General features: G+C 41.3%; 10 protein-coding genes. 2 read left to right on the top strand and 8 right to left on the bottom strand.

Annotation, left to right across the window (positions count from 1 at the left end; genetic code table 11):
• Positions 1-131: 131 nt before the first annotated feature.
• Positions 132-995, top strand: coding sequence for an AraC family transcriptional regulator (locus HP439_RS12980; protein ID WP_172390764.1), 864 nt, complete (start codon positions 132-134; stop codon positions 993-995).
• Between the two features lie 230 nt (positions 996-1,225).
• Positions 1,226-2,092, top strand: a complete 867-nt coding sequence (locus HP439_RS12975; protein WP_172390763.1) for an alpha/beta hydrolase — start codon at positions 1,226-1,228, stop codon at positions 2,090-2,092.
• 114 nt (positions 2,093-2,206) lie between these two features.
• Here the strand turns inward: HP439_RS12975 and HP439_RS19675 are convergent, their stop codons facing one another.
• The 8 genes from HP439_RS19675 to HP439_RS12940 form a co-directional block, all read right to left on the bottom strand.
• Complete coding sequence (locus tag HP439_RS19675; protein WP_343043547.1) at positions 2,207-2,341, bottom strand: helix-turn-helix domain-containing protein; 135 nt, start codon at positions 2,339-2,341, stop codon at positions 2,207-2,209.
• 25 nt (positions 2,342-2,366) lie between these two features.
• The gene (locus HP439_RS12970; RefSeq protein ID WP_343043546.1) at positions 2,367-2,819 is read right to left on the bottom strand and encodes a hypothetical protein; all 453 of its coding nucleotides are present in this window, start codon (positions 2,817-2,819) and stop codon (positions 2,367-2,369) included.
• A gap of 12 nt (positions 2,820-2,831) precedes the next feature.
• The gene (locus tag HP439_RS12965; protein ID WP_172390762.1) at positions 2,832-3,683 is read right to left on the bottom strand and encodes an NAD(P)H-binding protein; all 852 of its coding nucleotides are present in this window, start codon (positions 3,681-3,683) and stop codon (positions 2,832-2,834) included.
• Positions 3,684-4,004: 321 nt separating this feature from the next.
• Complete coding sequence (locus HP439_RS12960; protein ID WP_172390761.1) at positions 4,005-6,491, bottom strand: phosphocholine-specific phospholipase C; 2,487 nt, start codon at positions 6,489-6,491, stop codon at positions 4,005-4,007.
• A 58-nt stretch (positions 6,492-6,549) separates the two neighbouring features.
• On the bottom strand, positions 6,550-8,076 hold the full coding sequence (locus tag HP439_RS12955) for a SusD/RagB family nutrient-binding outer membrane lipoprotein (RefSeq protein WP_172390760.1): 1,527 nt from the start codon (positions 8,074-8,076) through the stop codon (positions 6,550-6,552).
• 26 nt (positions 8,077-8,102) lie between these two features.
• On the bottom strand, positions 8,103-11,465 hold the full coding sequence (locus tag HP439_RS12950; protein WP_246229353.1) for a SusC/RagA family TonB-linked outer membrane protein: 3,363 nt from the start codon (positions 11,463-11,465) through the stop codon (positions 8,103-8,105).
• Entirely contained in the window at positions 11,462-12,406 is a 945-nt protein-coding gene (locus HP439_RS12945) for a FecR family protein (RefSeq protein ID WP_172390759.1), read from the bottom strand. The genes HP439_RS12950 and HP439_RS12945 overlap by 4 nt, the downstream gene beginning before the upstream one ends.
• A gap of 66 nt (positions 12,407-12,472) precedes the next feature.
• Complete coding sequence (locus tag HP439_RS12940) at positions 12,473-13,045, bottom strand: RNA polymerase sigma factor (protein ID WP_172390758.1); 573 nt, start codon at positions 13,043-13,045, stop codon at positions 12,473-12,475.
• Positions 13,046-13,304: the final 259 nt, after the last annotated feature.

The raw sequence follows: 13,304 nt of genomic DNA, 5'->3' as shown, positions 1-13,304 counted from the left end.
CAGTGCGCAAGCTTACGGATATCAAACGACTATTAATTACTACCATTTTGATAAGCTGAGTCCAACAGACTCAAAAACATCATAAGTTTTTAATTTATTAATTGACTAACTTAGTTTAGGAAAAGTAGAACATGGAAACGATTAAATTTCATAAAACGGAGTGTGGTGTTGATTTTTTGTTAAATGTGTTAACAGAAAAAGATATTGATTATACTAATAAAGGTACTTTCGACACCGATTATTTCGAGATTATTTTTTTTAAAGAAGCAAGTGGCACTCTTGTCCTAAATCAGAAAGAAATCGAACTGAACGCTGGTTCGATAATCTTCATTTCTCCGTTTCAAAAGCGGCAGTGGAGGTTGAATACAGCCAATCTTCAAGTTACAACATTAATCTTTCAAGAAGCCTTTTTAAATGACTTCTTCGCTGACAAATTATTCACTTATCGCTTACTGTACTTTTATCAACTGGTACATCCCCTAGAAATGAATGTAAATAAGGATGAACTACTGAAGTATTGCAACCTATTGACAGAGATTAAAATGGAGCTGTTGAATAGTGAAACCGATAGTGCCCATGTCATTCGTTCTCTATTATATTATCTGCTGCAAACATTGAACCGTCGGTATGCACGTCAACACGGTCTGTCGTTGCTAAAATCAGGCAATAACGTTGCTTTACTTTTCAAAAATTTAATGGAGATTCATATCAGGGAAAAACAGCGGATTGGAGATTATGCTGAGATGCTCGGGATCAGCAGAATTTCACTGAACAAAGCCGTCAATGCTCAGTTTAACACAACAGCAAGTCAACTACTAAAGCAGCGACTTCTTTTTGAAATACAAAACTTGCTTCTTCATTCGAATAAAACGATTAACGAAATAGCCTACGAGCTTAATTTCTCTGAACCGAACCATCTGATGAGATTCTTTAAGAAGCAAACCAACCAAACGCTCACTCAATTTATCAACAATTCCTCGAAGATATCCCAGTAGAAACTGAAACACTAACGGAAAGAGGCAAAACCCACCACTTGAAATCGTTGCAGGGATGGCTTGTACTGGGGGTTATTTTTTACAGAATTCAAAGCCTGTAATGCGACATTTATTTTAATAAATAGTATATATACCACAACGCGTTAACGTATGTTAAATAACTGATAATGTAATATTTAATCGTCGTTTTTAATCAATTAAGAAAGAACAAATCATTACCATTATCGACTATGAAGAGATTTTCTAGAAACCTGTCGCTGATCGTCATTGCCGTCCCTTGCCTTCTTAACGGCTGTGATCACGATGATGCTCCCGAAACGAAAATTAGCAAATCGGGAAGTTCCTTCTCGCTCTATGCCCAAGCCATTCAAGACTCGTTTGAGATAGCTGTCCAACTTCCACTATGCTATGATCACCAGAGCGCTAAAATAAAATATCCCGTGTTGTATGTAACGGATGCGGACCTTTATTTTCCGATGTTGGCACCCGTGGTTCACCAATATGAAAAAATCGGCTTGCTGCCACCTGTTGTACTTATCGGTATTGGCTACGGTTCCATTCCGAAGATGGACTCCTTACGGACGCGCGATTATCTTTACCCCGCCGCAATACCCTCTGATGAAATGCAAGCACCTGGTGGTGGACTGGAATTCTATAATTTTATAACAAAAGAACTGATTCCGATCGTAGACAAACGTTTTAGTACCGGCGATCACCGATTGTTATTAGGACATTCATTCGGAGGTAATTTCGTTCTTTTGGCTCAACAACAGCAGCGTAAATTAGGCGCGAGGCTGTTTCGAGGTTTTGTCGCAGCTAGCCCAGCGCTTTGGTATAATAATTTTTACATACAGCAACAGGAAAAAATGCTCAATGAAACGCATCCGAAAATCGATCTATTTCTAAGCGTCGGAAAAAGCGAAGATAAGCAATGGAACATTGATCCGGTGCTCCGGTATCAAAAAGTGTTAGATAGCTTGGAACACGATTCTCTAAAAAGCTCTACGGTCGTATATCCGGGCCTTACACATATGGAAACTGGTCTATTTTCGATGTTGCAGGGTGTTATTGCACATAAGTTTGAGGGCGGCAAATAAGAAATTCTCGACCAATCCATGAGCAAATCAGTGAGAAATAAGGACCGTTACAACCTATTTAAAAAAAAGTTCTAGTGATTCTTTGATACTAAATTTAGCGTGTCATCTTTATTGTCAGTTAAACGATTGTCTAAATTTTAAAGGAGAAACCTTCGTCTTTGTTTTGAAGAGCTTACTGAATGATTGGGGGTGCTCAAAACCAAGTCCGTAAGCAATCTCACTTATTGAGAAATTTGTCGTGGAGAGCATTTCTTTAGCTTTTTCAACCAGTTTTTCATGAATATGCTGCTGAGTATTCTTCTCTTTCGGATAGCTGTAGCGCTTCATGTACTGAATAATCAAAAAAATCATAGTGTTTTATACTTTTTGCAAGCGGCGTGTTCCAAATAAAATCCGGATGTATGAGCAGCATCCACCCGGAGAGATCTTCGGATTTTTCTTTTCCAGTAGTTTCAATATTCAGAACCTGGTTTGGTGCCATAAAGAAAAGAGTTCCGCCATCTTCAAAATCGTACTGCTGCTGCCCATACCTATACTTTACGCCTTTCATATGTTTCAAGGCAACAAAATAAAAATCAAATACAGCATTCAACGTACTTCCATCTGGTAAGTCCATGAAATCATCCTTTGTTACTATGCTTAACAAAGGGTGTTCAGGTTTGGACAAACCTCTTAATCGATGGAACTCACTAATCGATTTTATCCGGATTGGTTTTGTATTTGCCATATCCAAAGATAATTAATGTCCATTGTAAACTTTTGCAAAGTCTTCTGCAAAAGTTCTCAATTTTGTTTTCCCCAATTTGGGCCGGTGCTTCAGATAATTATCAAATATTCTTCCACTGTGCGTTTCTGCGTGCATTCTTACGAATTCTGTCGCTAAATATGGTGGGAATCCGGATTGAATTAAACCATCTAATAACTCGTCCTCTGAAAGTGTTATCCATTTCAGATCAGGCTTGCCGATCGCCTCGCCTAAAATATTTGCAGCCTCATCACAGGTCAATTCATCACTTGCCACATAGCGAGTTTTTCTTCCCCGAGAAGTTTCAGTAAGTTCTTCAAACGCCACCTCTGCGATATCATTCGGCGATACAAAAGCGATTTTATCACTTCCGCCGTAGCCAGCCATTATGACGCCATGTTCTCTTATACTGTTAATATCATTGTAAAAATTGGTATAAAAGGAACCCGGACGCAATTCTATAACCGTTCTATCCGATAATTGGTTAAGTAGGAAAGAGTTTGTTACATCCGCCGCCCAACCAGTTAGAAACACAACTTTCTCAATCCCGTTTTGCTTGATCGCCTGTACATAATTGGTTTCAATTTTCATGAAATAAGCGGTCTGGTCTTCTTCGATAAAATTGAAAGGTATCATACAATACACCGCATCTGCACCCGCAAAAGCGGCTGTTAGAAAATTAGCATCCTCCAATGAACCAATAGCCGCTTTTGCGCCAATAGTTTCAATCTCTTCCTGTTTGTCAGTTTTGCTGCTGATCACCGTTACTGAATGTCCTTTTGCAATCAATGCTGTGGCAAGAGGTCTGCCGATGTTGCCCAATGAGCCTGTTAAAATGATATTCATATCCCGTCTTTTTTGTTACTACAAAAATGCGCAGATGCAAAAAATCAGAAGTAACCAAAACGACTATTTTTGAAGCCGAAATGAACAGCTTTGTATACAGTCAACCTGTATGGGCAACAGGAATCGTTTCTACGAGCAAAGAAGAAGATTGTCATCAGCAACCAATTGATTATAACCTACACGCCTTTTACGTAATACTATTACCGATCTGCTCTTGTGTCACACTACCTTAATACATCTTCTTTCAAGCAAAGCAAATCGTGAACATAACCAGTAGGAAAAGATAAGTCGCCTTTCAATGGTTTGATCCTCCACCTGCTTTTAGTAGGTGGAGGCGTATCGTTGCCGTTTATTACCCATAAGTGGATCTGTAATGCTGTCTTCACCGTTCTCCATACGACCAGCGTACTGCCGGCAAAAAAGGTTGTCTAATGATGAAATTTGAATATCATACCAGCGCCTTTGTTTTCTTATCGAAATTTTAATTTCTTTTTCAGCGCCAGCTTTAAGTTTTATTTCTTGTTCTTTTCCACCCTGATAGGCGTCGGTAAGAAGAAGCGACAGACTTTCAGAACTCGTGTTCTCTATCCTGAAAACAAGCTCATCACGTTTCGTTTGATATGAAAGTGTAATTCGAGGGTTAACTCGGCTAGAAGATCCTTGGATATTTCTATAAAACCCATTCGGCCCGTGAATAGCAATATGGTAATTGCCATTATTAAAATCTTTAACATCCCATTGGTGAGATACCGTACTTCCCGCAGAGCAGGCAAACGACCAGTTTGCTCCCTCTGATTTGTAACCATACGCATAGGCGTTAAACACGCCGGCGAGTGCCTTATCGCCAAATAACTGTTTACTGCTTTGAAAGCGTACAGCCAGCGAACCCTCGTTCAGATCTTCCTGTACGTATAGCTCATATCTCAGCGCGTTAGACGGCTTAATTCCCTGCTCTTGCATTGGAAAACACCTCGTTGAACTTCCCTTTTTAACCGCTTCAATTTCAGCCGAAGTTAATTTTCTAAAATCGTTAGGCGCGGGTTTTTCTTTTGACTTATTGATGTGCGCAATTTGTTCATTGCGGTCTAAAAATACCGGCAATGTTTGCTTATTGGATTGAAACGGACGAAAAACGGACGTCAGGTCCCCCGTTATAGCGCGTCGCCAAGTACTGATATTAGGCTCAAAGATTGACGTGCCGAACTTCTTGGAAAGGAAGTGTTCCATAAACTGCAACGTCGAGGTAATGTCACACACCTCGGAGTTTACCCACCCTCCTTTACTCCACGGCGAAGCTATGATTAACGGCACACGATACCCCAGTCCCACCGGCCCTTCAGTTGCATACTTTTCCTCCACACCATAGCTGAGCTCTTGTTCGCGGGTTACATATTCATCCCTGCAATCCAGGTCAGGAGATACTGCTCCCGTGCTAGCATCACCAGATTTCGGTGCTACAAAAGGTGGAATGTGATCGAAATACCCATCGTTCTCATCATAATTGAGTATAAAAATAGTTTTTTTCCATACCTCAGGATTTTCAGTTAGGATGCTTAGAATTTCCGATACATACCACGCCCCATACATGGGTGCACTAGGATGATCCGAAAAATTTTGCGGCGCGCAGAGCCAAGATACAGTGGGTAGCTTACCATGCTTAACATCTTCTCTAAACTGATGAAGGATATCTCCCTTTGGTACCGTAATTTTCTCTCCTTCAAAATCTACCTCTTCGACTTCGTGATATGATTCATCTCCTTCATTGGTTTGGAAGGCACGTTGGTGCAGCGACTTACTTAGCGGATCTAGCCGCTGAAATTGACTTTCGTTATACTCATCGTATTCTTTTTTAAAACTTTCAAGCTGTTGTTGTTTTTGTTGTAATTTTCTGCTTAGTTTTTGATCGGGACGGCCTGCCAGTTCTTTTTTGATACCTTCGATTTCCTCAGGTAATGCACCGATACGTTGACGGTAAAAGTCTATATGGCTTTTTTTGTACCGGATATGGTACTGCTCAAACCATTCCAAGTTATTATCGGTGAAATTCCCAAGCCAGCTTTCCGCTTCACCCGTCAGTTGATTTTGTATGCTAACCTCGTTCTGGTAGATTTTCCAGCTAATATTAGCTTGTTCAAGCCGTTCAGGAAATGTCTTCCATCGAGCCATTCGATTAAAATAGATATCCGAGTTTCGCACCAAGGGTTTGGCACCCTTTTCAGGAACACATGTTCCCGTCCAAAAGAAATGTCTATTCGTCGTCGTTCCTGTAATCGAAGAACAAAAATGTTGGTCACATATCGTAAAAGCGTCTGCGAATGCATAGTAAAAAGGGATATCCTCCCGCGTGTAATATCCTAAGGTTAAGGGGAGGTCTTTATATCGCTTGTTACCCGATCGCTTGGATTCCAGCCAATTATCGAAACGGCCCTTGTTCCACGCACCAATTTGATTCTCCCAAGAATGAGGAAGATCGCGTGTCCAGGCGGCATTGGAGTTCTTTATATCCAGCCGGAAAGGTAGATAAGTATCGCCATTTTTATAAGACTGCAGCCAGACCGGGCGTTTATCCGAGAGAATAACTGCTCGGCTATCGTTAAAACCGCGTACGCCTTTCAGGCTACCAAAGCTATGATCAAACGAACGATTTTCCTGCATCAATAACACAATGTGCTCCGCGTCCAGATAGGTAGATCCAATCGCTGGATCGATTCGAAGGGCATCTTGAATAGGTTTCGGCAAATCCTTAAAAAGGCCTAACCCTCCGGCTAATAACCCTGCTTTTTTAATAAATTCTCTTCTACTTTCCATGTATATCTCCTTAAAGGAGGTGTCCTTTATCCGACACCTCCTCCTTAGCTTCAATTCGTTATTGTAGTAACCACATTAATTTGTTGATATCATCAACACCTCCATATTGACGTTGCACTGCTTCATCGACATTTTCCGAATTATAGTTAAATTCTTCACTCGGATATTTCCATCTTACCGGAATTTTACCTGGTGCCTCCGAATTTAAACTGGATGCAGGATTGATTTTCCACTTCGGATAACCCGTGCGACGGTAGTCGTAATAGGTCGAGAACTCCGACTGTAAAAAACTAGCTAGGTACTTTTGGGTAACAATCTCTTCAATGCGCGCTTCTTCGGTTGCAGGAAAGGCGGCTCCTAAACCTGCCACGTAGCTGCTTACATAAGCTGCATCCAAAGGCATGCCATGATGAAATTGACTCGTATTCGGGGTATTATCATAAATAAAGTTCATAGACGCTGCTACTCCCTTGCTGTACCAATCCACAACTGGTGCGCTAATCCACCCTCTAGCAGCGGCTTCGGCAATGATAAAGCAAAGCTGAGCGTAGGAAAGCTGCTGGGTAGGTTCGCCCGTAGGAATCTCTGTGTACCGGTCATTAAATGTAGAGTAGTCATCGGTATTTTTGATATCTAAAATATCATCGTAAACCAATGACGGATCGATTCCCACATAAGCATCAAAATTTGACGCCGGTACGCCATCTGTTATCCGTTTGGATGAAGGATTGGCGTAATAAAATACGCGACGATCTGACCGAGATTTTAACCGGTCAATAATTTCGCTCGAGACAATCGGATAAATTGTAAAGTTGTTGCCTACTTTATAAAAAGGATATTGCTGCCCATTTTTATCCGATCGCATCAGTTGATAATTATCATCATTTGAGCTAAAAATAGGTTTATCGTTCAATATTTGCTGAAAACGAGATTTGATTCGTAGGTCCGCGTCTGATTCCTTCTTGCTCAGTTGAAGCAACACGTTTAATGTATAGCTATTCACCAGTTTCCTCCATTGTTCCGTATCCCCATCGTATACCGGATCGCCGTCAAACGTTTCGCCCTCGGCAAAGGCTTTATCGGCTAGTTCTAGTTCATTTAAAATGCCTAGAAACACTTCTTTTTGGCTGTCATACTTGGGGAAATAGTTTTTCTCATTTTCTCCCTTTAGCGCATCGTGATAAGGTATATCCCCTAAACCCATCGTCGCCTCGAAGAATTTGACGGCTCTGGCGAAATACATTAGCCCTTCATACGATTTCGCTAATCCGTCTGTCCCTGCAAATTCTACCATAAAATGAGCGTCATTGATCGAGGTAAAGCTAAGTGAACCTTCGCCAAAACCATTATATTGATAGCTCTCTACGAATTCTGTCCAAACCACATTTTTATTAAGCATGTACGGTTGCAAAAATGATTTTTGCGTAGGCTGGTTTGCCAGATTAATAATAATACGTGTAGCAATCATGGCTGAAGTTACTTGTTCAGTAGCTTCCGGATTGGTATTTATTTCGTCAAACTTGGCGCATGATACGGACAAGCTGACCGATACACCAAGGAGTATATAGTTGAATATCTTTTTCATTTTTTTAATATTAATGGATCCTGTGGTTAAAACGTTAAATTGACATTGAACCCCAAATACCGCATCGAGGGTGAGTTTAGATCTTCCGATCCGTTGTCAGGATCGGAGAAGCGGTACTCCTTGGTCCATAAAAACAGGTTCTGCCCGGTGATACCAACGCTCGCTTTCTTAGCTTTAAATTTATTCGCTATGCTTGCTGGAACATAATAGTTTAGCGATACCTCCCTTAGTTTTATGAAAGTTTCGTCCCAAATATTCCGGGTACCTGAGTAGGCCCTTTTCCAATAATTTTCATAAGAAACCACTTCATCGTTCGGCTCAAAAACCCGGTCGTCCGAAGTAATCTGCCCGTATTTATCGTATGCGACCGACCCCGAGACTATTTTAACGCCCGGACCGATAAATGTACGGTTTCCATTCACGACCTCTTCATAGCGCTCTGGGCTATCGGAATCGGGGTGTGCTCCGGTTTGCCATAAACGAGCATTCATATTTGAATAAGAGAGTCCTTTAATTCGTCCGTCGAAGCTAAACGACAAAGCGAAATCTTTGTAGCTGACCTGGTTGGTCAATCCCCAAAACCATTGTGGTCCGGTATATCCAAACAGGCGCGGTTGATGGGTGGCACTAATTGGCATACCTGAATCGTTATGAATAATCTCCCCCTCAGGAGTCCTCTCCCAGTCTCTGGTGACATAGTGGTCGGTTCGTTCACCCACTTTCACGTAGAGCGCATCTGCAGAATACTCGGGATCAAGCTTATGGTAATAGGTTAAATTTTGCGAAAGATTACCGACGATGTCCCATTTGAACTTTTCTTTTTTAACCGCCGTACCACCGAGCGTAATCTCATGGCCCTTGGTCATTGTCTGCTCATTCGTATTAATCAGTCGAGAAGAAAATCCTGAGGTAGAAGAAATCGTCGCATAGGTTGTCACGTTGTGCAGCCGTCTAAAATAACGGGTATAGTTTCCGTATAGTCTATTGTCAAATAATGCGATATCTGCCCCAATCTCTGTCATATCCCGCTGTGTTGGAGAAATAGAGAAATCTTTGATGGAGTTCGGATACGCTGCAGTAGATTTACCGTCCCAGACGTTGGAGGTGACAGCAAATGATTGCCTTATTTCATATGGAGTGGGAACAGCCTTGGTTACTGCCCAAGAACTTCTTACTTTCAAAAGTGACAACCAATTTGGTTTATAGTCCTTTATTAAATCCGAGATCACAATACTTCCTGAAACCGACGGATAAAAGAACGATTTATTCTCTTCAGGTAGCGTCGAGGACCAATCGTTCCGCCCGGTCGCTTCGATAAAAATCGCATTTTTCCAGGATAACGATAAGCGCCCATAGATACTATTGATCATCTCTTTATTTTTACTTTCTGTCGCCGAAATGGGGTCAATCGAGTTTCGTAAGGAATAAAACCCAGGAATCGATATGCCGTTCACTGTCGAGGCGACAAGCCCGTTATCTCTCCGATAGAATATGGCGGCCCCGGCCAACCCATCGATTGTGAAGTCAGAAAACGATTTGTTTGCCGTAAAGATCAAATCATTGGTCGTTGCATACCCGTCTGTCTTATTGGTCCAGTATTTTCCTTTGTTATGATAACCGGTATACCCTCCTCGCGTGCCATAAATCCCCATAGGATTTGTTTGCTGTTGGGTATTGCCGTAATAATCGTAACCGCTGCGCAGCATGATTTTACTCCAATCATTGACTTTATAGTTCAGGGTTACCGCAGCATTTAATTTATTTACTAATTCTGAACTCAGCTTCTCATATGCGGACAAATACGGATTATCATACCAGGCGCGGTAATGCCAGTTTTGTTGTTCGTTCTCTACCAGCCAATAGTCTTTATACTGGGAAAGATCATATTCGGGTCCAGTCCAAACTAAAATATTGTAGATATAACCTTGCGCGTTATAGCCCGCACCAAAATCATTTGGCGCATAGCGTCTATTATAGCCAAAGCGACTTTCCAGACTTATTTTCTCCGATATTTTCGTTTCACCCGATACGGAGATATTCGTCATATTCAACTTCGTATTCGGGTATTGTCCTTTGTTATAAATATGATTGATCGCCGTTCGGATACTCCCGTTCTCCCCCTGGTTGGTAAAGCTAACGGAGTTATTAGAGATAAGTCCTGGTTCTAAAAAATTATTGAAGTTATTCTTTCCTTTGGAAGTTAGTTCGCTCTCTTCCATCTGTTTGGTCAGCGGATTCCACTGTTCATATACACGGCCGATATCAAGTTTATCCCCCCAGACCTCGTCGTCCGTGTTATACTTTCCTCCATAACCCGCAGAATACGAAGATTGGACATCGGGCAGTGCTAAATATCCCGAGAAAAACATATTATTCGTGCTGGCTGTGATTTCAACACCTTTCTGATCAAGTCCTTTCTTTGTGGTTACCATGATGGCTCCTCCGGCTCCCATGCTTCCATATAAAGCAGTCGCTGTCGCACCTTTTAAAACGGAAATGTTTTCGATGTTGTCAACTGGTACGTCGCGTAGATTTAGATTTTCGTAGTATACACCGTCAATAACTAAAATCGGACTCATTCCCCTGAGGCTAATAGACGGCATTTTGTTAAACTCGGTACTATTAAATACACGTAATCCAGCTATACGTCCGGTTAATGTTGTACCGACATCGACTCCCTTGACTTTTTGAAGTTGATCGCCCTTGATATCCTGAACAGCATAACCTAAGGCTTTTTGCTCTCTTTTAATCCCGAGCGCCGTAATAACAACTTCTTCGAGCATCTGATTATCTTTTGTTAACTTGATAATTTGGTTGTCGCTTATAGTAAGCTCTACCTCATGATACCCCATGCTGGAAACGCTCACAACAGCCTGTTGACCAACATTTTTAAAAAAGAAGCGTCCTTGCGCATCAGTTTGTGTCGAACGGTCACCTGCCTTTAGTCGCACCGTAGCGCTAATAATCGGTTCATTCGTGCTTGCATCTACCACCGTTCCCTGCAATGCCTGCTGTGGAGCGAGCTTCTGTTGCACACCTGAGGTTTTTCCCGCACCTCTAGCATTCCCGACGGATTTACTTTGACGAATAACATACGCGTTGTTTTCAATCTTCTCAACGCTAATTTGGTTCAATGTAACGTCTTTTAAAAATTTTTCAATTTCAGAACGCTTCAACGAGTTGATGTTGAAGTTGTTTTTGATTTTTAGGTTTTTAACATCTGATTCATAATTGAAGCGTATTCCAAAACGTGTTTCAACCTGTTTTAGTACTTCTGTAATGCTCCTGTCTTGATGGAGATCAATAGAGGCGCCCATAGCAACATCCTTATGGGGAAGACCCATACTGAGAGCTATAGCTAAGGCGATGATTAACGATTGCTTTTTCATTCTTTTTCTATAATTGTTAAATTGTGGTTTGCGAATGTTCTTTCTAATACCTGTATGGCCCGATCGAGATCATTGGTCGGAAGATATCCGGTAAAGTTTAGTTCGTAAAATTTCGACGAAACGCGTAATCCTGCCTCAGGGTAGACATCATTCAGTCTTATGAGAACTTCGGATAATACCTTTTCATTAAAAAAAAGTTGATTGTCTACCCAAGCGTTAAACAGCAGGGTATCCACTTTGCGTTGCTGCAGGCGGGCTGTTCCGCCGTAATATATCGCCATCTCTTGCGGCTTCAAAACCAAACTATCATGTGTAGTTTTCAGCGCTACAGACCCTTCTGTGAGGATCACCGATTCATCCAAGGTTCGAAAATTCGCATAAAAACGTGTTCCTAGAACCCGAATGACTAATCCTTTGGGAGAATTAATAATAAAGGGCTTTTTATCATCTTTATGCACCGCTAAGAAAGCATCTCCTTTTAGCTCTACAAGGCGCGTTTCATCCGTAGAGAAATTACTAAGCTGCGTGATACTTGCATTAGGTTGTAAATAAACAGAAGATTGATCGGGTAAAATGACACGCCGGACAGTTTGGCCTGTATTTCGATATATTGCACAATCTTCTGCCTGTTGGCGAAAAAGATAAAAACATACGAACCCCACCATAAAAATACTCGCCGCCACGGCGTACTTGAAATAAAAAGGCAATCTTGCCTTACTTTTTATCGAACGCGATGCGAGAACATGATTGAGAATCTCCTGAGAACGCGTGGAATTTAATTGTATATCGTTATCGACTATAGCGTCAACCGTTTCCACAGTTAACAACTCATCGGCACTACGCATCATCACAAAAAACCGCTTCATCTCCGCGACTTCGCTTGAGGAGCACTGCCCTTGAAGGTACTTACCATATAAAAATCTCAATCTATCTGAATTCATCGATATAGTCGGTTTAATAGTATATACGAACTGCTAAAGGGGAAAGACGATCCGAAAAGAAAAAAATTATATAATATCAATGAAAATCAGTGCCAAAGGGAGAACAGAGGAGCGGCTGACAATGTATCCTCTGATAAACTTATTGCCCTTAACAAGCTGGTCACGAACCGTGTTTTTGGAGATATTTAACAGCACAGCAATTTCCTCGAGGCTTAAATGTTCAAGCTTACTGAGCCGAAAAATCTTTTGTCGCTGCTCTGGAAGATGATTAATCGCTTCTTGATATAGATTTTCCAATTCATTATAATCTACGGTTTCCTCAATGTTATTGGCACTATCAGCCGTTTGGTGGATGGCGTAGGCCGTGAAATTTTGAAATTGGATACGCTTTCTTAGTTCTTCGAACACCAGGTGGCGAGCGATAGTATAAAGATACGACCGTACGTTCTGATTTGGATCCATCAAATTCAGCCGATTCCAGAATTTCAAGAAGACCTCTTGAACCAAGTCTGCCGCAACGTCAGCATCGCGAAGGTGTAAAATGGCATATTTATAGACAGCATCCTTATGCTGATAGAAGAAAGCTTTAAATGCTTCTTCATTGCCCTCGCAGAGTCTCTGTATCATTTCGTTCATCATATCTATTTCTTAGCGGAAGACGCTTAATATCCGGAAGGGTACCCTTTGAATGAGGGCAATCTTATCTATATTATCTCGGTTACTACTGTATCTCTGCAGTGGAGTGCAAAAATAGTGTGGTTAGTTTTCTTAAATGTAAAGGAGAAATAAAAAAATTGTTAATGATTTTGCGTGTTACTACGTCTTAAAATGGCTCCATAACTACGTTTATGTCCTCGCACATATTTTGCAATAAATTATTATTCAGACGGATGTTATC

The organism is Sphingobacterium shayense (assembly GCF_013179575.1).
GTDB classification, from domain to species: domain Bacteria; phylum Bacteroidota; class Bacteroidia; order Sphingobacteriales; family Sphingobacteriaceae; genus Sphingobacterium; species Sphingobacterium shayense.
The sequence above is the reverse complement of the archived record's forward strand: the minus strand, read 5'-3'. Positions and strand labels throughout refer to the sequence as shown.